Annotated in this window: 6 protein-coding genes; all 6 read right to left on the bottom strand. The window is 47.5% G+C overall.

What is annotated here, in order from left to right:
* Positions 1-48: 48 nt before the first annotated feature.
* Positions 49-1626, bottom strand: a complete 1578-nt coding sequence (locus ACFVS2_RS04020) for a proprotein convertase P-domain-containing protein (RefSeq protein ID WP_390231218.1) — start codon at positions 1624-1626, stop codon at positions 49-51.
* 51 nt (positions 1627-1677) lie between these two features.
* Positions 1678-2406: a thioesterase II family protein gene (locus ACFVS2_RS04015; RefSeq protein WP_390231215.1), complete on the bottom strand. Its 729-nt coding sequence runs from the start codon at positions 2404-2406 to the stop codon at positions 1678-1680.
* A gap of 30 nt (positions 2407-2436) precedes the next feature.
* Positions 2437-3144, bottom strand: a complete 708-nt coding sequence (locus ACFVS2_RS04010; protein ID WP_390231212.1) for a 4'-phosphopantetheinyl transferase family protein — start codon at positions 3142-3144, stop codon at positions 2437-2439.
* On the bottom strand, positions 3141-4940 hold the full coding sequence (locus ACFVS2_RS04005) for an ABC transporter ATP-binding protein (protein ID WP_390231209.1): 1800 nt from the start codon (positions 4938-4940) through the stop codon (positions 3141-3143). The genes ACFVS2_RS04010 and ACFVS2_RS04005 overlap by 4 nt, the downstream gene beginning before the upstream one ends.
* Before the next feature lie 2 nt (positions 4941-4942).
* Positions 4943-6724 carry an ABC transporter ATP-binding protein gene (locus ACFVS2_RS04000; protein ID WP_390231206.1) on the bottom strand — a complete coding sequence of 594 codons (1782 nt, stop codon included), beginning with the start codon at positions 6722-6724 and terminating at the stop codon, positions 4943-4945.
* An 83-nt stretch (positions 6725-6807) separates the two neighbouring features.
* Entirely contained in the window at positions 6808-26271 is a 19464-nt protein-coding gene (gene tycC / locus ACFVS2_RS03995; RefSeq protein WP_390231203.1) for a tyrocidine non-ribosomal peptide synthetase TycC, read from the bottom strand.
* Between the last annotated feature and the right edge of the window lie 85 nt (positions 26272-26356).

The following is a 26356-nucleotide window of genomic DNA, read 5'->3' as shown; positions in this document are numbered from 1 at the left end:
CGTTTAACTCGTTCAAGTATCGCCAATAGCTGAAGATGCTTCTTATTCTTATTCGATTTCTCCATCACGATCTGTTACCGCAAAGTTGTAATTAATAGAGCGTGTAAATGGTTCGCCGTCCTCATTGATACCGGTTACGTCAAAGGAGAGATTATAAACGCCTGGCTTAGTCGGCACGGTAAAATTGCCAGTAAGCTCATCTTCTTTTATGGCAAACTTCACTTCATCAAGGACGCTTGCTTTTTCGCCGTTCAGCGAGCGAGTCAGGTTTGCTTTTTCCAGTAGCGATTGATCAATTTCGTTTTTGCCCAGGTCGACGGAAATCTTCGCTTTGTCGCCTTTCTTGAATACCTTTTTGCTCGCCTTTACTTTCGCTTCTTCTCCACCATCCACGGAACCCACCATGAAAAAGGCATCGTCAGAGCCCTCCACTTCAAGTGTCCATTCGCCTGCTTCCGGCTCCTCTACTTCAATGAAGTGATGAACAGCATCTTGGAATATCTCGGATTCATCCTCCGATTCGCTTTTTTCACTGCGGTCCGCTTCATACTTTTTGCCAGACGGACTGATCAGGGTCACAGCAGTGTCTTCCGACGAGGTCATCGTATCTAGGTTGAACTGATTGATTCCGCTCTCCAGGAAAAATGTTTCCGAGACAGTGTCTTCCACTTCGCCCCCACGGAGAATGACGGAGCTCTCTTCCAAAGTTCTTGATTTTGACTTGTCTTCGCTTACTTTATTTGCACTGCGAACAGAGGCCTTTTGCAATTTCGGTTCGACCAGATTCCATGTATTCGAGGCTTTCACTATTTGACCGTGGGAAATGTCTTTGGTAAAGCTCTTAATCCCATAAGGCAAACCGAAGGCAGATTCTACGGAAACAGCGCCATCATCTTCACCTGGAATAGCCGCATGACCAAACCAGGTAGGACTAAACATGCCATCGTCCCCTGTTCCGGCAGCCATGTATGTCTTGGTTGAACGAATTTCGGTACGGTTGTCAGTCTGGGAACGGAAGTTGGCCATGTATGACGTTTGCAGGGAATACACCGCATCGTCTTTTTTGCCAAGAATGTCAGCAAGCCATCCTGCCCAATTGCTGTACGCTAAGTCAGCCAATTCTGAACCTTTGTTTGGCGTAGCAATCTGGTGAACGACGTTAACATACTGATGTGCGCCGTAGTGGACGAGTGCTGTCTGTGTATCGATGCCACCTTTGGAATGTGCAATGATATTGATTTTGGAAACACCGTAATAATCTGCAACCTTTTTAATGACTTCGGCTAGCTTGGCACCGTTTGTCCACATGTTTCCGCCAGTACCATCCGCGTCCTTCAGTTGCACAAATGCGGTACGATACCCAGCGTTATAGGCTGCATCATAAAATCCGTCTGTTGTATACCAAGTTTTGTAGGTGGAGTGCAGACCTTGGACAAACAGGATCACAGGCTTGTCTTTGGATGCATTGGGAGGAACCGCACCTGTGTACCAGTCACCAAAATGACCACTTGGATTGTCGTCATGCAAAGCCGGAGGAGGAGCCGCTGCGCTTGCAGCTTGCGGGTAGACCAGCGCCGTTGATAATGTAACGGCCGCCAGCAAACGAGATAGTGCTTTCTGATTCATGAAAAGAACACCAACCTTCACCTTAGGATTTATTGTTGCCGTGCACAATCGTTAGAATTGTGCACGGGTTGCAACTGCCCGTTCTACATTCAATGTGTCTTGAATGATCGTTAGGATCGTATTCATTTGGTGATGAATAAAGAAATGCCCACCAAGCATTGGGTAGAATTTGCATTCTCGCCCGCAATAGTCTCGCCATGCCACAATATCTTGGATTTCAATAGAATCTTCTTTCCCAAACAAAACCGTCATGTTGACAGGGATTTGCTGAGGAAGCTCGTTATTCATTTCGTAAGTTTGCACGGCCTGGAAATCAGCGCGAATATTAGGCAAAAATAACTCCAAGAGCTCGTGATTATCCAAAACTTCATTGGGGGTGCCCCCAAGTGTGCGTAGCGATTCGATGAATTCGTTATGCGGCAGGTTGTATGTTTTCACCAGTTTGTGATACGCATGTGGTACGCGGGATGCAGACAGGAACAAGTGCTGGGGCAGTGGCTTTCCATTCTGCAACAACTTTCGCGTCAGTTCAAACGCAATTAATCCGCCCATGCTGTGGCCATAAAAGGCAAAAGGTTCTTCCCCCAGCTCTGGTGTGATCCGTTTGTATACATCCTCCAAGACCTCATAAAACGAGGTGGAAAGAACCACGCTATCGCTTTGGAGTGAAGGCCTTACCTCGAATGGATCAATTTCCAATAACGCTGGGGACAATACTCGCTTCCAACTGTAATAGATGCTGGGAAGTCCACCTGCGTACGGAAAGCAGAACAATTTCATCTCTTTCCCCGCCCTTTCTTCATTACGTAATTACCTCGATATCTTTCTATGAAAAATGGCCTGATACAAATCTTGTAAATCCTTCATGACGACTTGAGCAGCAAACTGATCGGTAGTCGCGCATACTGACAATTTGTAGCCTGGATCGATCTCATACTGATGAAATGCCCAAGCATCGCGCGAATCATTTTGCGATATCGTAATCGATTGGTCTAGGCTTTTTCTAATGGCGAATGATTGTAGTGGGATAGACAGCCCCATTCCTCTCGCTTTTATATAGCTCTCCTTCAAAGTCCAAAGGTCGAAGAAATACGGAAGCTGTTCATCCGGATGTTTTGCCAAGAGATCTTCTACTTCGGCTGGTGCAAAATAATGAGTGGCAATATCCAAGTCAATCGGACATATTTGCTCCACATCAATCCCCACTTGCGAGTCATGCGTGGCGCAGACCACCCAGTCTCCGGAATGCGAGACGTTAAAGCAGAAGTTGGGAAATGATTTCAAAAAAGGTTTTCCGTATGCATTGTAGTCATACTCGATTTCGTCATTGGAAATCTCGTAGGCTTCACAAATGAGAGAGCGTACGAGCACGTCCGCGAGCAACGCCCGATAGGAATCAGCCGGATTTCTGAAACGGTTGACCCGTTCCCGCTTTTCTTCGGGTAGTGCTTGCAAAAATCGGTTGAACAACTCTTTTTCCATGACAGCAGGACATTTCAAAGCGTAGATGGCAATCATGTAGCGCTCACTCTTCTTTCTGTCAATTCAAGACTACTGACTTGTTCTGCTCGATCCTTTCGCTGCTGCACTTCATACAATTTGGCATACGTGCCGTTGTGCTCCATTAACTCAACATGGTGACCTTGCTCGATGACTTTTCCTTGATCCATCACGTAAATCACATCGGCATCCTCAACAGTCGACAAGCGATGAGCGATAACGAGTACCGTTTTATCTTTCATCAGTGCGGTTAATGCTTGCTGCACCCAATATTCCGATTCTGCATCCAAAGCGGAGGTTGCTTCATCCAGTAGAAGAATCGGCGCATTTTTCAGGATGGCTCTGGCAATGGCAATTCGCTGACGCTGTCCGCCAGATAGCTTGGCACCGCGTTCTCCTGTTTTTGTCTGGTAGCCATCTGACAGTTCCATAATAAAATCATGCGCATACGCTGCTTTGCTTGCGTTGATGACATCCTCTTCCGAAGCATCTAGGCATCCGTAACGAATATTGTCTTCGATGGTTCCTTCGAACAAAAAGGCATCCTGAGGCACGTACGAGATCAAGCTTCTAATTTCTGCAAGAGAATACGCTCCCATGGGCTTGCCAAGTAAATAAAGAGCGCCGCTCGCAGGTGGGTAATACCCCAACAGAAGTTTCATGACGGTGCTTTTTCCACTTCCACTCGTTCCGACTAGCCCAGCCATTTGGCCTTTCTCGACTCGCAACGAAACACCATCCAGCACGTTTGTATCTTCGTTGTATCCGAAAACGACCTGCTCCAACTTCAGCATGCTTTCGCATAGCTGGTGTTTGTCGGAGCTCTTCTGATACTCTTCTGGTTCGAGAGGTTCATTCAGAAAATCGACGACCCGAGAAGCGCCTGCTAGCGAACTTTGCAACGCTGTGATGACTTGGCCAAGCTGCAGAAATGCCAGTGTCACAAGCATCTGTTGCTGAACCAAAGCGACCAGCACGCCCAACCCGATTATTTGTTTGGATACCATCATGATTCCAAAAACAAGCATTCCCCCGAAGCTTACGAATTGGATGAAAAAATTGGTCCCTTCCAATAATCCGTGTTTATGACCTTGCTTGATGGCAGACGAAGCTACTTCTTCGTTTGCTTCCGTGTAACGTGCGGTGACAACGTTATGTAAATGAAACATTTTAATGATGGGCAACCCAGACAAAAAATCGTTTAATCTTTCTGTCCCAATTCCCATCTGCTGCTGCATTCGGTCTCCAATGCGCCGGACTGACTTGGCAAACAGCGTATTCACATAAAGAGTCAATGCGCTTACGAGCAACAGGACGACGGCAATTTTCCAATCCATAGCAAACATCCCTATGATCGAACCAATCAGCGACAGCAGGATGATGCTTAATGTTTTCAATTGCTCCGCGTACGCGTTTTCCATGAGGACAACATCGTTGCCCAGTCTCGACATCGTATCTCCCGAATGGTGCTGCTCATAGTAATCGAAAGGCAGCTTGCTCAATCGTTGATAGACTTGAAGCCGAATGTTGGCAATGAGCTCGCGGACGCATCGTCGATAGATGTAGCTAAAAAATGGAGACAAGATACTTAGCAAGAGGAACATCACAGCCATGGTGGCAATCGCTCTGGTTAATAAAGCAGGGTCTTTTGTGTTCGCAAAATCCGTCAGATCCTTGAACACGAAAGGTAAAGATACCAATACAGCTGCTTGACCGATTCCATCACCCACGAGTCCCAAAATATACGCTCGCTTTTTCGATTTCATAAACGACAGCAGTTGAAGTAGTTCCCGCATTAAATTCTGGATGAACATGCCTATACCCCCCCTGCAGCCAGCGAGCTGTGCATCTCTGTGGCAAACTGTTTTTGATACAATCTGGTGTAAACGCCGCCTTGGGCAAGCAAATCGTAGTGTGTACCACGTTCAACAATTTGTCCTTGCTCCAATACAAGCACTTCATCCGCGTCTTTTATCGTAGACAGTCGATGAGCAATGACGAGAACAGTCCGATTTTTCATCACATTTTCCAACGCTTCCTGGACCAAAGCTTCCGATTCTGTATCCAAGGCAGACGTTGGTTCATCCAGAAGTAGAATCGGGGTATCCTTCAAAATTGCTCGGGCAATCGCGATGCGCTGTTTCTGTCCGCCAGATAAACGAGAGCCTCGTTCCCCTACTTTTGTTTGATATCCTTGTGGTAGCTCCATAATGAAGTCATGCGCATTGGCCGCTTTTGCCGCTGCGATAATCTCGTCTTGTGTCGCTTGAATGCGGCCATACGAGATATTTTCCGCAATAGACACGGGGAATAGCGTCGTATCCTGAGAAACCATGGAAAGATAGCTCCGCATGTCCGTCATATTCCAATCAGCCATGGAATGCCCGAAAACATTCAGTCTTCCGTTGCCCTGCTCCATTGGATAAAACCCGCACAGCAATTTCATGATGGTACTCTTTCCACTCCCACTGGCGCCTACTAACGCAACGGTCTTGTTCCGATGTAACGTAAAGCTAACGTTATCAAGAATCCTTGCCTGATCGTAGGCAAACGTAACGTTTTCAAACTGTACAGGAATCGCCTCTCGATCGACAGGAATGGCAGGCTGATCATTTTGTTCGACTGGCTGTAAAAAAATTTCTTGCAGTCGCTTTGCCGCACCTGATGTCTCTTGTACTTGGGCAAACAACACGGGTGCGAGTGAAAGTGGTTCGATAATAAAGTGAAGCAAATAGCTGAAGATGACCAAGCTTCCCAGATCCAATTCTCCCGCCTGAATCAAGTACCCACCATAAGCAACAAAAAACAGGATGGGGGAAGAAAACAATAAAATCCCTGGTGCTGTCATCCACGCGCGTTTCTTCTCTGCCTGGAACGCATTTTTCAATACCTGTTTCATACCCGCATGGTATTTACGATACAGAACGCCTTCCAATTGAAAAGCTTTGACCATGTGAATCCCTGAAAGAGTATCCTGAGCGATAGCGTTCGTTTGACCCAGATGGTCCTGCATTTGCTCCGAATATTTTTGAAGCGGTCTGCTCATCCACCCTGTGATAACGATGGCGATGGGAAGGATCGCGACGCTGAAGATGATTAACTTCCAATTGATCGTCAACAACAGTCCAAGAGCTCCCACAAAAACAACTGGCAGATAAAAAAGCTGGAAAAAATGCTTTTGCAAAAAGCTTTGCAAGATTTGGGCATCCGTTGTTAAGCGAGAAACGAGATCGCCGGAATGATATTTATCCATGGTGGACATGGGGACTTTTTCGAGATGAGACGCCATGCTGTTTTTCAAATCTCTCATGGCTCTTGAACTGAATCTAGCTGCCGAATACGTGATGAAATATTTTGAGAGAAAACCGACGATGGTCAGACAAAAAATGATGAGAGCAATACTGACCAGCTTGTCGAAGTTGTTCGTATGTTCGACCATGGTTTTGATCAGGATTCCCATCCAAATGTTTGCCACAGCCACAAGAAGCGAGGCAATGATACAGATTATGACCCAACCTCGATAAGGCTTTACATATGAGAGTACCCAGCCAAACACGGGCTCTTTCTTTCTGTGCTGAGCTTGCTTGGTAAAAATCATTTGCTGCTCCTCTCCAAGGATGTAATGGATGATCTCCCCTTGGAAAACGTGTTCCCAAGGGGAATCATCACAAAGCCGCGATCTTATTTCAGAATGAACAGCTCTTGCAGGATGTCTCGGAGGATGGAGGCATTCATCGACACGTAATTTCCTCCCAACATTCTGGAGTGGATTCCGTACCCTTCGTACGTCATCAGTCGTTTCGTAGCCTGTGCCCAAGCGGCTTCATTCCATTTGACTGCGACTAGATCTTCCTCGCCCGATTCCAGCTCTGATTGAATGAGATGGATCGCTGCAGTCGTCGCACCCGTATTGATCAGTTGATTGTGGTGCATGACGTAGCTGACCGTTTTTCGAATGAAGCTCTGCTTGACGAATTCATTGGCAGCGTACAAATTGAAGTCTTCTTGTGTCATGTTGAACATCTCGATGTTTTCTCCAATTTCGGCAAATAACTGGGCAATGTCACTCTCTGTTTCCGCCAGAGTCCTCTCCATCACCTTGTCTTTCCAGTACGAATCGAACAAGATGAGGTCGGTCACGACATATCCTTGGTTCTCCAGTTCTTTTGCAACATCAAACGCCAGGTTGCCTCCCGATGAATATCCCATGAGCGTATAGGGTCCTTTTGGATCAATCGCGACGATGGCTTCGATGTACTGCTCAAGTCGATTGTCTTCTTCGATGAAATCAAAGCTATGCAGGGAAACGCCCTTGATTTCATCAGCAAGCTTCTGATAATAGACACTCTGGGCACCAATTGGCGTAAAGCAGAATACCTTTCTCGCCGACTCTTCATTTAAGAGAATGGCTCTGCCGGAGTTGCCCTCGAAGTTCTTGTTCGTGATGAAATCCGCTACCTTCTCAATGGTTGGATGCTGGAAGATGAGGTTCAACGGCAGTTCAATCTGCATGTACTCATACACCTTTGCAACCAGCAGCGTTGCTTTCAATGAATGTCCACCCATTTCAAAGAAATGGTCAGTGATACCGATCGGTTCGATCCCCAAAACTTCCTGCCAAATGGCAGCCAATTGATGCTCGGTCGCAGTTCTTGGTGCCACGAACTCACGTGTGGTCGCATCCGATGGCTGTGGCTTCGGCAACGCTTTGCGATCCACTTTTCCATTGGCCGAAAGCGGCAGTTGATCCAACTGAACAAAATAGCTTGGAACCATGTAAGCAGGCAGTTCCTTCACCAGATGCCTTCTCAGCTCGGAAACAGATACTTCTGCTGCTGGGACGAGATAGGCGCATAGGAACTGTCCGGCCGTTAATTCGTCCTCTTGCACAACTACCACCGCTTGATCGATGCCATCGTAAGCGAGTATGGTGCTTTCGATTTCCCCGATCTCGATGCGGTACCCTCGCACCTTCACCTGTTCGTCAGCCCGACCGATGTAATCGATCGTGCCATCTGTCCGCCATTTCACCAAGTCACCCGTTTTATACATGAGCTCTCCTGGCACAAACGGATTTGGAACGAACTTTTCTTGTGTGAGATCTGGTTTGTTCAAATAGCCTCTTGCAAGCCCGGGTCCTCCGATGCATAGCTCTCCCACTACGCCGATCGGTTGCAAATGATGTTGTGTATCTACGATGTAAACCTGTACATTGGCTAGCGGCCGCCCAATCGTGATGTCTTGACCTACTTCAATCGAACGAGAGATGGTGGTGACGACGCTGTTTTCGGTTGGACCGTATTCATTGTTGATCTCGATTGCTGGATGCTTTTCTTTTGTTTTTTGCACAAGCTGCGGAGGTAGTTTCTCGCCTCCCAATGTTACGCAACGCAGAGGAGAGAAATCTGCAGCAGTCGAGCAATCCAGAATCGCTTGGAATAGACTCGGTACACCGTAATAATGTGTGACTTCCGTTGAGACAATCAGCTTTTTCAGCGCTACCGGATCTTTGGCTTCTTCCTCTCTCGGCAAGACGCAAGTAGCACCTCCGAGAAGCGGAGCGAACAAGCTGGCTACAAACCCATCGAAGGCAAAAGAGAATACCTGTAACGCCTTGTCTCCCGGTCCGAATCCATACTCATCTCTTCTCCACTGCAAGCAATTGACGATTCCCTGATGTGGAATCATGACGCCCTTCGGCTTACCGGTCGTACCTGATGTATAGATCACATAGGCAAGATCAGTCGGTTGATTGAGTGATACGAGATTGGTACCATCCATCTCGACGTCATGCTCTGCGTTCAGATCAAGCCAGTCAAGCCCGCTCGACACGCTAGACAATAGTTCTGACAGATGAGATTGGCAGAGAAGCAGTGCTGCGTTGCTGTCCGCAAGCAAATACTGAATGCGTTCTTGCGGATACGCCGGGTCGATCGGAACATACGCACCGCCTGCCTTTAAAATACCAAGGATGCCAACGATCATCTCTGGTGAACGCTCCGTCATGACTGCTACAAGACGATCAGGTCCAATTCCTTTGGTGCGCAGAACTCTTGCTAGTCTGTTGGCTCGCTCATTGAGCTCACTGTACGTCAGTGACTGACCGTTAAAGAGAATAGCTTCCTGATCTGGCGTCTTCGATACTTGCTCTTCGAATAATTGATGCACCGTTTTGTCTTGTACATAACTGACAGCTGTATCATTGAACTTCTCGAAAATTTGTCGCTTCTCCTCCGTCGCGAGCATGTCGATCTCACGCAATCGGATATGCGGATTTTGCACAACGATTTGTGCAATAGCCATGAAGTGGTTGCTTAACCGTTCAATCGTTTCTCGCGTAAACAAGCTTGTGCTGTACTCCACGCCAATGCTGATCTCTTCACGCTCTTCTGTGGCAATCAGCGTCAAATCGAATTTGGAATGGTTGCCAGCCTGATCAGATATGAAAGGAGCAAGTGTCAAGCCGAGCAGGTCGATGGACTCATCCGTGTTGTTCTGCACAGTAAACATCGTGTCGAAGAGCGGGTTTCTGCTTAAGTCTCGCGGAATGTCTAGTTTTTCCACCAGTTCCTCAAACGGATAATCCTGATGAACGTAAGCGTCCAGTGCATTTTGCTTGACTTCCAGCAACAACTCGGTGAATGTTTTCCCAGCATACGGCTTGTTTCTCATCGCCAATGTGTTTACAAACATACCGACGATTGGCTCCAGATCAGCATGGGATCTACCCGTAATCGGTGAGCCGACAATGATGTCCTCTTGCCCGGAATACTTGGAAAGCAGTACGTTGTACGTCGCGAGAAGCACCATGTACAGTGTCGTTCCCGTTTCTCGAGCCAGCTGGTTCAAGCCTTCCATGAGTTGTTTACCGGTTCCGATGGTATACTGATCCCCTGCGAAATTTTGGATGCTCGGTCGGGTGAAATCCGTTTGCAGGTTTAGCACTGGGATTTCGTCTGCAAACACTTGAGCCCAGTACTCTTCTTGCTTGTTGAAGGCATCGGATTGGAAAAGCTCCTGTTGCCATACGGAGAAGTCCTTGTACTGAATTCGTAGCTCTGGCAAAACATCCCCTTGGTACAGCTGCACTAAGTCAGACAGGAGAATACCAGAAGATACACCGTCGGAAATACTATGATGCATGTCGGTAAAGAGCACATGACGATCTTCTCCGATATGCAAAAGACGGACGCGAAGCAACGGCGCTACCCCCAGATCGAATGGTTGAATGAGGGTTGAAAGGACCTCTTGTGCTTGGTCTTCTGTGATCGTTGTATACGAAAGTTCAAAAGAAACTTCCTCGTGAACCTTCTGAACAGGCTCTCCATTTACAACGGCAAAAGACGTACGAAGACTCTCATGTCGCTCTATCAATTGCTTGAACGCTGTCTCTAATCGTTCCGGTTCCAGCTTCCCTTCGATCAGCATGGTCGAAGGCATATTGTAGCTGATGCCGACTCCCTCAAATTGATGGAGGATATACATGCGCTTTTGAGCCGATGAAACAGGATAATACGCTTGCTCAGGTGCTGGTTGAATCGAAATGACATATCCTCTTGCTGTCTCTTCGATGTGTGCAGCCAACTGTTGAATCGTCGGTTTTTCGAACAAAACACGAAGCGGAATATCGACTTGATATTCGTTATGCATGCTCGAAATCACACTCATCGCACGCAGGGAGTGACCGCCAATTGCAAAGAAATCATCCAGAATCCCTACTTGCTCCATATTCAGTACTTGCTCCCATACGCGGGCCAATTGTGTTTCCAACTCCGTACGAGGTGCTACGTACTCCGTCGTTCTAAGCATGGATACATCAGGCGCCGGCAAGGAACGTCTATCGATCTTCCCATTTGCGGTAAGCGGCAGCGCTTCAAGAGATACGAAATACGATGGAATCATCGCTTGAGGTAATTCTTTTAGCAATTCCTGGCGTAATTGTGCAGTGTCGATCTCATGGTCTGCCACCATGTACGCGCATAAATACTTTTCTTGTCTGTGATCCTCTCTTGCCATGACGACTGCTTCCAAGATTCCGTCCAGCTTGCGTAGCTGTGTCTCGATTTCGCCCAGCTCGATACGGACACCCCTGATTTTCACTTGATGATCGTTACGACCCAGGAATTCCACATTACCATCCGCGCGCCACTTCGCCAGATCACCAGTACGATACAGCAGCTCATCTGGAGCGAATGGATTCGGTACGAACTTCTCCAGTGTCAGCTCAGGTCTGTTCAAATAACCGCGAGCGACCCCTGCTCCCCCGATGCACAACTCACCCACGACTCCAACAGGCTGAAGATTCAATTGTTGATCCATCACATACATCTGCATATTCGGTAGCGGTTTTCCGATTGGTACCGTTCCCGAGCGAATGGATGAGACATCTGTTTCTTCGTAATAGCTGGAATCGATGCACGCCTCTGTTACGCCATAACTATTAACGATGCGCAACGTCTGGCTGAATCTCGCGAGCAAGGTCTTGAAGTCTTCTGCTGGACAACTGTCTGCTCCGAGAATCAGGAGCTTCATCTGACTGATGTCGAGCTGGTTTTCGTAAATGTAATGCATCAACGGCATAATCAAAGCTGGTGTCGCTTCGAAAATCGTAATTTCATACCGCTTGATGATTTCGTACAAGGAAGCAGGGTCCATTTTGACCTCATTCGGGCAAATTACCAGCTGCCCTCCTGTGAGCAATGCTCTGGCAAAATCACCAGTCGATACGTCGAAGGCGAAGCTCGCCATTTGCAGCAAGCGAACCGGGAAGGTATCCAAGTGATACTCATCCTGCCATGCAAACGCTACATTCGCATAGCTCCGGTGCTCGATCACGACCCCTTTTGGCTTGCCAGTCGTACCGGAAGTATAAATGATGTAAGCGGCGTGTTCCGGCAGTGCCACAGGCTCCAGATTGCTCACTTCTCCTTGATACAGCCCCTCTGCTTCCAGATAGAGAGTTTCGTGAGGGAATGCAAGCTGCGTATTCAACTTTTGCAAGGTAAGGAACAGCTTCGCATCGCTATCTTCCAAAATGAATGCTTGACGCTCCAATGGATAGTCTGGATCAATCGGAACGTAGGCGCCGCCGGCTTTCAAAATACCGAGCGTCCCTACTACCATGTGCAAGGAGCGGTCTACCATGATGCCGACAGTGCTCTCTGGCTTGACTCCCTTTTGGCGCAAAACACGTGCGAGCTGGTTTGCTTTTTCATTTAATTCCCGATACGTTAGCTGTTCATCCTCGAAGATTACAGCTACCTGGTTCGGTGTTTTTTCAACCTGCTCTTCGAATAGCTCCTGAAACGTTTTATTCGTTGGATAAGTGGCCTTTGTTGCATTGAAATCATGCAGCATTTGCCCCATCTCATCTTTTGACAAGACACTGATCTCTGCCAGCTTGCAATCTGGATTGGCAATGATCGTCTTTAGAAGATTGACGTAATGAGTTGCCAGGCGATCGATCGATTCTTTGGCAAACAACTTCGTGCAATAGCTGAACTGTACGAGAAGCTCATCCTGTTGTTCCATCGCATCCAGAGCGATATCGAATTTCGCGATCTTGCCATCTACCGGATATGCGGACATGTTGAGTCCTGCAATTTCTAAGGCAGATGAGTCCGCAAGCCCCAGACTGAACATCGTATCAAACAGCGGATTTCGGCTTAAATCCCGCCGCACTTGCAGCTTATCTACGAGATGTTCAAACGGATAATCCTGATGTTCAAACGCATGTAGCGCATTTTGTCTCACGTCACCCAAAAACTCGCGGAAGGTCAAGTTGCCCCCTGCCACATTTTTCAAGGCAAGCGTGTTGACAAACATGCCGACGATTCGTTCCACATCTGCGTGGGATCGACCTGCAATCGGTGTGCCGACTACGATTTCTTCCTGTCCTGCATATTTGGACAGCAACACATTGTAGGCTGCCAAAAGCACCAAGAACAGTGTTGAGCCCGTATTTGCAGCGAGTTGCCGCAACTCCGCAAGCATTTGATTTCCTGTACCGATCGCTACTGTGTCGCCTTCGAAGCTTTGAACAGTAGGTCTTGGGAAGTCATTTGGCAGATTGAGTAACGGGATCTCCCCTGCGAAGACATTCGTCCAATAATCCTCCTGTTTTTGGAAACGTTCAGACTGGGACAGCTTCGTTTGCCAAGCAGCAAAATCTTTGTACTGGATGCGCAAGTCAGGGAGCTGCTTTTCTTCGTACAAGCTCGCAAACTCCTTAGCGATGACTGCAAGCGATACCCCATCCGAGATAATGTGGTGCATATCCATGAAGAACAAATGTCGTTCTGCCCCCAGTTTGATCAAGTCAACCCGGAACAGCGGAGCCACTTCCAGATCAAACGGCTGGACCAACTCCTGAATGCGTTGCTCTACTTGGTCTTCTGTCGCCTCGGAAATACCGATGAGCAGCGTGACATCCTCATGTACTCGTTGCACTGGTTGCCCATTTTTCGAATGGAAGGATGTTCGCAAGGATTCATGGCGTTTTACCAGCGTTCGGATCGCATATTCAAAGCGTTCGTAATCCAGATGGCCATCTATTATCAGCACATTCGGCACGTTGTAGCTGATCCCGCTTCCTTCAAACTCATGCAGGATGTACATTCTTTTTTGAGCAAACGAGACTGGGTAAACGTCTGCTTGCTCTACTGGTTGAATGGTCTCGAACTGTTCAATCTCACTCGAGCTGATATAAGCAGCCAGTTCATGGATCGTAGGAGATTCAAACAGTGCTTTTAACGGAAGCTCTACCTGAAATGCTTTGTGCACCTGCGTGATCACATTCATAGCCTTCAGGGAATGTCCGCCCAGTTCAAAGAAGTTGTCGTGAATGCCTATCGCATGAATACCCAGTACTTCTTGCCAAATTTCAGCCAGCTTCGTCTCAGTCGCGCTTTGTGGGGCGACATATGTGGAGCTTTGAACCCGATCACCAGTTGGTTCAGGCAATGCTCTGCGATCGAGCTTTCCGTTTGCAGTCAAAGGCAGTTTATCCATTTGGACATAGAAGGATGGCACCATGTAGCTAGGCAATTCTTTGGAAATCGCTTCTCTCAACTCTGCTGCGTCGAGTTCCGTTTCTGGAACAAAATAAGCGCAGAGAGCTTTTTGACCGTTCGTATCATCCATTACCGTAACGACAGCTTCTTTTACCTTTTCTAGATTGGTGAGAACGGTCTCGATTTCCCCAAGCTCGATCCGATAGCCTCTGATCTTTACCTGTTGGTCGATACGTCCCAAATACTCAATCGTTCCATCCGCCTTCCATCTCGCCAAATCCCCTGTGCGGTACATGTTTTCACCAGAAACAAACGGATTCGGAACAAACATCTCGGCAGTCAATTCTGGCTTGTTCAAATAGCCTCTGGCTACCCCGTCTCCACCTACGCACAATTCACCCGGCACCCCAATTGGCTGCGGCTGATTGTAGCGATCCACGATATAAGCAGTGGAGTTCGTGATCGGCTTCCCAATCGGAATATTGTCTTCGAATTCCTTCTCAATCAAATAGCATGTAGAGAAGGTTGTGTTTTCTGTCGGGCCGTATCCGTTCCAAATTTCCAGAGCGGGATGGGCGCTGTTAACTTTGTTGATGTGTCTCGGAGACAGTGCTTCGCCACCGACGATTAACGCACGCAAGCCATCAAACATCGCTGGGTTGTCTTGCGAAAGCTGGTTAAACAGTGGTGAAGTTAACCACATCGTTGTAATCCGATTCTCTCGCAGGAAGCTGCCCAGCCTCTCCGCATCTAACAGAACATCCTTGCTAACCAGGAACAAGCTAGCACCATGCAACAGAGCTCCGAAAATCTCGAACGTCATGGCGTCGAAGCCAATAGCGCCCGTTTGAATCATGCGATCTTCTTCGCGTACCTGAACGTAGTTCGTATGTTTCACCAATCGGGTGACATTGCGATGCCCGACCATGACTCCTTTTGGTTTGCCCGTTGAACCCGACGTGTACATCACATAGGCCAAGTCCTTGGCGTCATTGTGGTTGGTCAGATTGCTGGCATTCTCTTGCTCCAGGCTCTCGTCTTCCAAAACGATTGGAATGAGACCTTCTTCGACGAGATGCAACAGATGTCTTTGAACAAGGACAACCTTCACGCCGCCATCTTCGAGCATGTAAGAAATACGCTCGGATGGATGCTCTGGATCAATCCCCAGGTAGGCGCCTCCCGCTTTGATGATCCCCATAATGCCTGTGATCATCTCGAGAGAACGATCTGCCAACATACCTACAACGCTGTCTCTTCCTACTTCCAATCGGCGAAGAGCACTTGCGATCTGATTCGCTTTTTGGTTCAGCTCCCGATACGTCAGCATCTGTTCGTTCATCACAACTGCAGTATGCTCGGGCGTTCTTTCCACTTGCTCCTCGAACAGCTCCTGAATCGTGCTTTCGCGTGGATACGCGGCAAACGTATTGTTGAATGCAACAGTTACGATGTGTTTTTCTTCCTCACCGAGCAAGTTGATTTCACGCAACGCCGCTGTTTGGTCTGCAATGACTCCTCGTAGCACCTGGAGGAAATGCCCTGCCATTCTTTCCATCGTGTCTCTTTGGAACAATTTCGTGGAGTAAACGAGACCAAAATGAATTCCTGTCTCATCTTCATGCGCTTCCAGTGTGAGATCGAATTTAGCGTTGCCTTGCTGCCCATCCCCGGAGTAGGCTTCAAATTTCAGCCCATCCAGCTCATAAGCTTTTTTGTCCAGGTTTTGCAAAATAAACATGGTGTCAAACAGTGGATTTCTGCTGAGATCCCTCTGGATTTCCAGTTTTTCGACCAGTGCTTCAAACGGATAATCCTGGTGGGCGTATGCGTGCAGCGTATTCTGTTTGACATCTTCCAAAAATGCCTGGAACGATTTCGTTCCATCAGGGTAGTTTCGCAAAGCCAATGTATTGACAAACATCCCCAAGATTTTTTCTACATCCGCATGAGATCTACCAGCAATCGGCGTTCCCACTACGATGTCTTCTTGGCCGCTGTATTTAGATAGGAGCACATTGTAAGCCGCCAGCAAGACCATAAACAGCGTGGTTTGGTTCTCCTGAGCGAGTTTGTATAAATCGTCCATCAACGTTTTGTCTGTTTGGAACGAAATGCAATCTCCCTCAAAGCTTTGAACCAGCGGGCGAGAAAAATCGGCGGGCAGATTCAGTACCGGAATGTCACCCGCGAAGGAATTCAACCAGTAGTTCTCGTGCTTTGTATAAATGTCTGTTTGGAACAGATCCGTTTGCCAGACAGCAAAATCTTTGTATTGAACAGCCAGCTCTGGCAAATATTCGTTTCGATATAGCTTGGAGAATTCTTCCATGATGATTCCGACAGAGACGCCATCCGAAATGATGTGATGCATATCCATCAGGAAGAGATGTCGCTTCTCCCCCAAGCTGAAGAGTCCGACTCTCAACAACGGAGCCTTCTCCAGATCAAATGCTTGCACAAATGATTCGATGGTTTGCTCGACTTGGTCTTCCGTCAAATCCTCATAGTGCACATCTAGTTCGACTGCCTCATGTACACGCTGAACAGGCTCGCCATTCACTGTGTGGAAGGATGTCCGCAACGATTCGTGTCGCTTGACTAGCCCATGTATCGCGGTTTCAAAGCGTGCATGATCCAGTTCGCCCACGATATACATCACGCTTGGCATGTTATAGACTGTGCCAGTGCCTTCAAACTGGCGCAGGACAAACATCCTCTTTTGTGCAGAAGAAACGGGATAATACACTTGCCGCGGCACAGGCTGAATCGGTACATGTGTGTCTTTTCCACTTGTCTCGATATACTGTGCCAATGCCTGGATGGTAGGCGTCGCAAAGAGTACTCTGAGTGGAATCTCGACTTGATACTCTCGATGGATCTGTGCGGCGAGCGACATGGCTTTCAAGGAATGCCCACCTAGCTGGAAGAAGTTGTCGAGAACACCGATGTCGTTTACCCCAAGCACACGTTCCCAAATCTCTACCAGCCTGTTTTCCACAGGACTTGCTGGCGCCACATATTCTGCTCCCGTTACAGGTCTGCCTTCTGGTTTCGGCAAGGCTTTCCTGTCGATCTTTCCATTAGGCGTAAGCGGGAGAAGATCGAGCTGGACCAGGTACGCAGGAATCATGTAAGACGGCAAGCTTTGCGACAAATACGACCAAAGATTCGAGACTTCAAGCTTTTCTTCCGCCGTGTAATAAGCAGCAAGCGACGATTGGCCCTGTTGATCCTCATGGACAATCACGACAGCTGCAGTCAGCTTTTCAAAGGAGAGCATAACCGACTCAATCTCGCCGATTTCAATCCGATATCCCCTTACTTTTACCTGTTCATCCAAGCGACCGACAAATTCAATCGTTCCGTCAGGGAGCCACTTTCCTAGATCGCCAGTCTTGTACATGCGCTCGCCTTCCGAATAGGGATGAGAAACAAACTTCTCTGCTGTGAGTTCCGGCTTGTTCCAATATCCACGTGCCAAACCGTGGCCACCGATGCAAATTTCCCCGACAACGCCGATTGGCTGTAGCTGATGGAATTTGTCCACGATATAGATGCTGGTGTTGGCAATGGGACGTCCGATCGTTATCGCAGAATCCAGTTGCGAAATTCGCTGCCAGGTAGCGACGACACTGCTTTCTGTCGGACCGTATTCATTGACGATGACCAATTGCGGATTCTGCTGATTGCTCTTCTCAACGAGCTGAGCTGATACTTTTTCGCCCCCAAGAGTGACGGTTTGCAAGGAGCTGATATCCGCAGCAGTGCCGCATTCCAATATCGCTTGGAACAAACTTGGCACGCATGTCATTTGGGTGCATCTCGCAGCTGCAATGAGGTTTCTGAGAGATACAGGGTCTTTGGCTTCTTCATCCTCCGCCAAGACGACGGTTGAACCGGAAAGGATCGGAGTAAAGAAGGAAAGAACAAAGGCATCAAACGCAAAGGATAAGGGCACCAGACTTCTATCTTGGACGCTAAACTGATACTCCTCTTTCTTCCACAACACGCTGTTGACAATACCACGATGCTCAATCATTACGCCTTTTGGCTTGCCTGTTGTCCCTGATGTGTAGATGACATATGCCAAATCGGAAGCGGTTTGAATCAGCTCGAGATTCGAACGGTTGGGAGAATAGTTCTTCTCCTCCTCCAGATACAGGCATTCCACGCTCACACTAGAAGCCAGCTTAGCTCCAAGATGTTTTTGGGTAAGCACCAGACGGGCTTCGCAATCCTCCAGCATGTAGGCCACACGATCGTCCGGATATTCGGGATCGATAGGCACGTAGGCTCCACCTGCTTTCAAAATGGCCATGATTCCCACAACCATTTCTACAGAACGGTTTGCCATGATTCCTACGAATTGGTTAGCCTTTACTCCCCGTTCACGCAAGGTAACCGCAAGCTGGTTTGCTCGCTCATTCAGTTCGTGATAGGACATCTGCTTATCGCCGATTACAACAGCATCAACCTGTGGTGTTTTTTCCACTTGCTCCTCAAATAGCTCATGAAGTGTCTTGTTCTGTGGATATTCCTTATGCGTCTGGTTGAATTCTACTAACAAGCGATGCTTTTCTTCATCGGACAGCATAGTGATTTCCGACAAGGTAATAGCTTGTTGCTCAATAACGGCATGAAGGATTCGGATGAAATGTGCCGCTATTTTTTCAATCGTCACTCTTGTAAACAATTTGGTGCAGTAATCAAGGCTAAAGATGATCTCCTCATCTTCTTCGTACGCCTCTAATGACAGATCAAACTTGGCCTGATTCACGTCTGCCATATAGGGTGTAAACGTCAATTGCTCCATTTCGAACGGCTTCTGATCCATATTTTGCAAGATAAATACGGTGTCAAACAAAGGATTACGGCTCAAATCCCGTTGAATGTTCAGCTTATCGATCAGCTCATCAAGTGGATAATCCTGATTATCAAAGGCTTTCAGCGTATTGTTTTTCACTTCTGCTAAAAAGCTAAGGAAGGACTTACCCCCCACAGGCTCGTTTCGCAATGCCAGTGTATTGACAAACATACCGATGATCGAATCCGTTTCTGCATGGGACCTGCCAGCAGTAGGTGCACCAACAATAATGTCCTCTTGTCCAGAGTATTTGGAGAGAAGTACATTGTAGGCAGCCAGCAGAACCATGTAGAGCGTAGCTCCTGTACCATGAGCAAGTCGATTCAATTCTTTTTTCAAAAGGGCACCAGAGCTGAAAACAAATCGCTCACCCTCGAAGCTTTTCACAGAAGGTCTCGGATAATCCGTTGCAAGATTCAATACAGGAATTTCTCCCGTAAAGGTATCGATCCAATAGGCTTCCTGAGCAACAAACTCTTCCGTCTCGAACCATTGATTCTGCCATTGGGCAAAGTCCTTGTACTGAATGCTCAGTTCTGGCAGCTCTTCCCCGTGATAAAGCTGAGCAAGCTCTTGAACAAGAATGCCAATCGATACACCATCCACCACAATATGGTGCAAATCCAGCATGAAAAGATGGCGTTCCGGAGCCAGTTTGACCAGTCCAGCGCGAATCAGTGGAGCTTTTTCCAAATCGAACGGTTGAATAAATTGCTCGACGATTTGTTTGAGCTCTCCCTCTGTTGACTCCATCAACGAGATTTCCAGCTCGACATCTTCATGTACGCGCTGAACAGTCTCTCCTTTCATGGAGTGGAACGAGGTACGCAGAGATTCATGGCGTCTCACCAGACGCTTGAGCGCTTGCTGCAAACGCTCTGTATCCAGCTTGCCATCAATGTACAGGATGCCCGGCATGTTGTAGCTGATGTCTGCACCTTCCATTTGTCGGAGAATAAACATTCTCTTTTGTGCAGAAGACACCGAGTAATACTCCTGCTTTTGGACAGGTTCAATCGTCGTATACTTGCCTTTGCTCGCAGTAGCGATGTATGCCGACAAGTCAGCGATCGTAGGCGATTCAAACAGTGTTTTCAACGGCACATCTACTTGAAGGGTGCGATGGATCAAAGAGATGACGTTCATCGCCTTCAAGGAGTGACCGCCCAACTCGAAGAAATGATCGTGGACCCCGATTTGGTTCACGCCAAGTACACTTTGCCAAATGTCTGCGAGCGTAGCTTCCACTTCATTGCGTGGCGCTACATACACGGTTTCAGATGAGGATGCTCCCTCAGGTTGAGGCAATGCTTTGCGATCTACCTTGCCATTTGCCGTGAGCGGCAGATTCTCCAAATAAACAAAATAAGAAGGAATCATATAAGATGGCAAATGGGAACCAATGTAAGCTCTCAGGTCGGCTGTCTTGATTTCCTGATCGGCAACGATATAGGCGTACAAGTTGTTTTGCCCTTTTTCATCTGGACGGGCAAGGACAATGGCCGTTTTTATCCATTCAAACTGCAAAAGCCTTGCTTCGATCTCACCCAGCTCGATCCGGTGGCCTCTGATTTTGACCTGATGGTCGATGCGTCCGAGATATTCCACGTTGCCGCAGGCTAGGTACCTGACCATGTCTCCAGTTCGGTACATCCTACTACCCGGTTCAAACGGATTGTCAATAAAGCTGGCTGTTGTCAGTTCTTCACGATTCCAGTAGCCGCGGGCCAAACCATCGCCAGCAATGCACAGTTCTCCTGCAACTCCTACAGGCTGGAGCTGGTTGCTCGCATTTACGACGTACAAACGGACGTTATCAATCGGTTTGCCAATGGGAATCACACCATACTCCGGCAAACGAGGGCAAATCCAGTATGTCGCATCAATCGTGGATTCTGTAGGGCCATAGAGGTTAATCAACTGTGCCGTTTGCGTCTGGTAAAAGCGCGAAACAAGTGCAGGTGCCAATGCTTCTCCACCGCAGAAAACGCGTTGCAAGCTCGTGCAAGAGCTCCATCCCGGTTCGGTCATGATCAGGTCCAGCAAGGAAGGAACCATCTGTAAAGTCGTGATCTTCTCTTCTCTGATCATGCGAGTCATGTACTCGATGTCGCGATGTCCGTCCGGCTTTGCCAGTACCAGGCGTCCTCCCGTGATCAGTGGCAAATAAAATTCCCATACGGAAGCATCGAAGGAAAACGGCGTTTTTTGCAAGACAGCATCCTCTGTAGTCAGTGGGAAGGCATTCTTCATCCAAAGCATGTGATTGCAAATCGCTTGATGCGCGATCATAACCCCTTTGGGATTTCCGGTCGAACCAGATGTATAGATGACATAAGCCAAGTCATCCCTGCCAGAGATATTGTCAAGATTGGTGTCGTCACCTGTATAAATCGCTTCATCGTCTACGTCGATGATTTCTCCTGCATACTCTACTGTCTTTTTCAAATGACGCTGTGTCAGTAGAATCGGAGCTTTGCTGTCGCTGAGCATGTATTGAATTCTTTCAGGCGGGTAGGTAGGATCAATTGGCGTATACGAACCACCTGCTTTTAACACGGCCAACATGCTCACGACCATCCCGATAGAACGGTCTACCATAATTCCGATCATCGTATCTGGTTGAGTTCCTTTGCTCCGCAGCAAACGAGCTACTTGATTGGCCCGGGCGTTCAACTGGCGATAGCTCAAGGTGTATCCGTCATAGGCTACTGCAACTTGATCTGGGGTCAGCAATACTTGCTCTTCAAACAATTGATGCAATATCTGATCAGCGGAACGTTCGACAAAAGTATCGTTGACGTTCAGAATGAGAGCACGTTTTTCTGCTTCCGTCATCATGTCGATTTCTGCTAACTTGGCATTCGTTTGTGCACTAATAGTACGCAGAATTTCCAGATAATGATGGGCCATTCTTTGGATGGTTTCCTTCTTGAACAGCTTCGTTCCAAATGCGAATTGGAATTGAATGTCGGACTGCGATTCACTCGCATTCAAAGCAAGATCGAACTTTGAAATTTTGTTAAATATCTCATACGGAGCTGCTGTAAGCTGCTCGATTTCCAGCGTCTGCTGATTCGCATTTTCCAAAGAAAACATGGTGTCAAACAATGGATTTCGGCTAATGTCACGTTGAATCGCCAGCTTTTCCACCAGCTCTTCAAATGGATAATCCTGATTGTCATAGGCCGCCAGCGCATTTTGTTTGACTTCTTGCAAGAATTGGGTAAAGGTTTTGTCGCTCGTAGGATGATTTCTCATCGCCAACGTATTCACGAAGATCCCCATGATGTTTTCCACATCGGCATGAGAACGACCAGCGACAGGCGTACCGACAATGATATCCTCTTGGCCGGAATACTTGGACAGCAGTACATGGTAAGCCGCGAGCAAGACCATATACAGGGTTGTACCCGTATCTGCTGCTACCTTGCGCAAACGCTCGACCAATTCTTTTCCTGTGTCAAAAAGAACAAGATCCCCTTCAAAGCTTTGAATGGTTGGACGCGAATAATCAGTCGGCAGATTCAGCAAAGGTATTTCATCAGCAAACGTATTTAACCAGTGGAGCTCCTGCTTCTTGTACACGTCCGTCTGGAACAGCTCATTTTGCCAAGCAGCGAAATCCTTGTATTGGAGAGAAAGAGGCTGCAAGGCTTTCCCTTGGTACAACTTGGCAAATTCACTCAGTAAAATTTGGGACGAAACACCGTCCGAGATGATATGGTGCATGTCTAGCAGGAACAAATGACGGTCTTTGCCTAACTTGACCAAGCCTGTTCGAATCAACGGAGCGATTCCGAGGTCAAATGGACGGACAAAATCGCGCATGATCTGCTCCGCCTTGTCTTCCGTAGACTTCAGCATCAGGATTGGTACTTCTACCTCATCATCCACTTTCTGTACAGGCTCACCATCGATACGGTGGAAGGAGGTGCGCAAGGCTTCGTGGCGCTCCGCCAATCGTTGGACCGTGCTAGCAAAGCGATTGTAATCCAGCTTTCCTTCCAGCAACATTGCTCCCGAAATGTTATAACTGATGCCACTTCCTTCAAATTGCTGAAGGATGTACATTCTTTTTTGAGCAGAAGATACGGGATAAAATTCTTTTACCTCAACCGGTTGAATGGCTGTGTACTTGCTTTTCCCCGATTTCGAGATAAAAGCAGCGAGCTGGGATACGGTCGGATTCTCGAACAGTGCCTTTACTGGCAAATCCACTTCCAACGCTTTAGAAACTTGAAAGATGACTGTCATAGCCTTCAGTGAATGTCCGCCCAAATCAAAGAAATGATCGTGAACGCCTACACGGCTAACTCCCAGGGCCTGCTGCCAAATCTCAGCCAATTTTGTTTCCGTTTCATTCTGAGGAGCGACGTACGCTGTTCCCGTTACAACTGCACCGTCAGGCTTCGGCAATTTCTTCCGCTCTACTTTTCCATTGGCTGTCAGCGGAATTTCCTCCAAACGGACAAAGAAGGACGGGATCATGTAGGAAGGAAGTGTACTTCCCAGATGCTCTCTCAATTCCGACACGGTCGACTCCTGCTCGGAAACGATGTAGGCATAGAGCACATTTTGACCACTGTCATCCTTTTCAGCGATGACGACGGCTTCCTTGATCCATTCATGCTGCGTCAAACGCGTCTCAATTTCGCCCATCTCAATCCGATGCCCACGAATTTTGACTTGATGGTCGATTCTTCCCAAATATTCCATATTGCCATCTGGGAGCCATTTCGCCAGATCGCCTGTTCGATACATTTTGGTCCCCGGACGGAACGGATTTTCGATGAACTTTTCCTGGGTCAGCTCTGGTCTATTGAAATATCCTTTGGCTACGCCATCTCCGGATATATACATCTCGCCAATGGAGCCAACGGGTATTGGCTGCATAGAGGAATCAAGTAAATAAAGCTGAACGTTGTCTGCCGGTACGCCAATCGGTACCGATTCTTGGATCGGTTTTTTAGGGTCATACAAATAAATCATGCAGCCCACAACCGTTTCGGTAGGTCCATACTCATTGAAAATCTTGACATTCTGTCCGAAGTTCTCATAGATTCTCTTCGCCAATTGGGTTGGCAAGTTCTCACCACCGACAATAAACCGTCGGATGCTGCTGTTTGTTCCATCTATTTCTTCAATCAGCTTCAAATGTGTTGGCGTCAGCTTGATGATGCCCACTTGATTATCTTGGATAATGTCTAAAATGACCTGTACCTTATCTGTTCCTCTGTAGACATAGATCGTATTGCCTGATAGAAGCGGCGTGAAGATCGAGGTGACAGTCAAATCAAACGAAATGGAAGAGTACAGCGGAAAGTCTACAGCTTCCCCTTGGACATACTCCTTGTTCGCCCACCAAATGTAATTGACTAGACCTCGGTGGGTAATCATCGCGCCTTTTGGATTCCCCGTGGATCCGGAAGTATAGATCATGTACGCCAAATCGTCCGGAGTGAATGCTGTGTCAAGATCTGTACTATCTCCTTCAAACAAGAAAGGATTGTCTAGGTAGAGAATGTCGCCTTCAAACTCGACTTTTTCCTGAAGATGAGACTGTGTCAAGAGAATCGTGGTCTGACTGTCATCCAGTAAATACTGAATTCTCTCTATCGGATACTCGGGATCAATCGGCAAATAGGCACCGCCTGATTTTAGAACTGCCATAATAGCCACGATCAGCTCGAGTGAATGCTCTGCCATAATGGAGACGAAACTGCCTTGGGTAATTCCTTTCCCACGCAGAGCTCTAGCCAACTGGTTGGAACGCTCCTGAAGCTCCTGGTAAGTAAGGCGATCTTCCCCGCAAACAACCGCAACTTTCGAAGGTGTCTGTCTTGCTTGCTCCGCGATCAGCTCGAAAATCATTTTATCGCGTGGATAATCGGCAGTCGTGTCGTTATAAGCTACCAGCAATTGCTGTTTTTCTTCATCCGTGATGATTCCGATATCTTCAAGCAGTACATTCGGATTGTGAATGACCTGCTCAATGATCGTTTTCAAGTGCCCTTCTACTCGGTTCATGAATGATTCCTCATAAACCGATGCATTATAGCTCAACTTCACATACATCTCATTCGAAGGTGCGACTGCTACCACAACGTTAAAATCATAGGAAGTCTGTTCTTCCCCATTTTCCACATTGAATTGAAAGCCTAAGGAATCCTCCCGATCATTCGAAGCTTGATCCGGGTAGTTTTCATACGTCACCAAATGATCGATTAACTCCTGTTTCAGTACCGTCTTGCTCTGAATTTCGTACAGCGGAGCGAAATCATAAGAAGCAGAAGCCAAGGCTTGCTTCTGAACTGTTTTTAGCAGCCCACTGAAGGTTTGTTTTCTGTTCGTTTGCACGCGGGTTGGGATCGTGTTAATGAACAATCCAACCATGCTCTCAATCCCCTGGATCCCTGGCGGACGACCTGACACAACAGAACCGAATACCACATCATCCGAATTTTTGTACTTGCTCGCCAAAATTCCCCAAAGAGATTGAAACACGCTGCTCATCGTAGCCTGATTCTGATTGGCAATCTGCATCAGCTGCTGAGTCTTCTCAGGTGCGACCGTGAAAAGATTCTCCACATGTACATAATTGCCATCTTCCGCTACATTCTTCTTTTTAGGGAAATCAGACTGATGGTCATAGCCTTCCAGGTAGTTCTGCCAGTAAGTAAGTGCTTCTTCTTTGTTTTGCTTATCCAGCCATTTGATATATTCGCTGTATGGTTTGGTCGCTTCCCGCGGAACAGCCTCGCCCTTACGAATGGCGGCATAGTACGCGAGCAGCTTATGAAGCAATACGCCCAACGACCAACCGTCGACGATGATATGGTGGAATGCCCAAACGAATTGATACTGGTTCTCCCCCGTTTGGAAAATGGCTCCTTTCATCAAGACGTCTTTCGTCAGCTCAAACGTATGATGCTGGTTGGTATACGCTTTTATGTAATCGTTCTGATCATCTATAGGTAAATGAGCAATGTTTTCGAAATGAACGGTAACTTTTCTCTCTTTAAAAACAACCTGTCGAGGTCGCTGCAGGTTTTGATATACAAACACAGTGCGCAAAACCTCATAGTTCTCTACGAGCTTGTTCATGCTCTCTTCAAAAATAGGCAGGTGAAAATCACCTTGGAGCTTTGCGGACATCTGGAGGCAGTAGGCGCTGCTGTCTGTATCTTTGACAGCATGAAACAACATACCCTCTTGCAATGGGGTTAACGGATAAATTTTCGCAATATTTTCCTGCTTATTCATTCTGCACCTCAACTCTGTGATTTATCGATTTAAAGAGGGTTCCTCCAATAAAAGCGAAATGTCCCAGCTTTTATTGGAGGAATAG

The organism is Brevibacillus sp. NPDC058079, assembly GCF_042885155.1.
In the GTDB taxonomy this organism is placed as follows: domain Bacteria; phylum Bacillota; class Bacilli; order Brevibacillales; family Brevibacillaceae; genus Brevibacillus.
The sequence above is the reverse complement of the archived record's forward strand: the minus strand, read 5'-3'. Positions and strand labels throughout refer to the sequence as shown.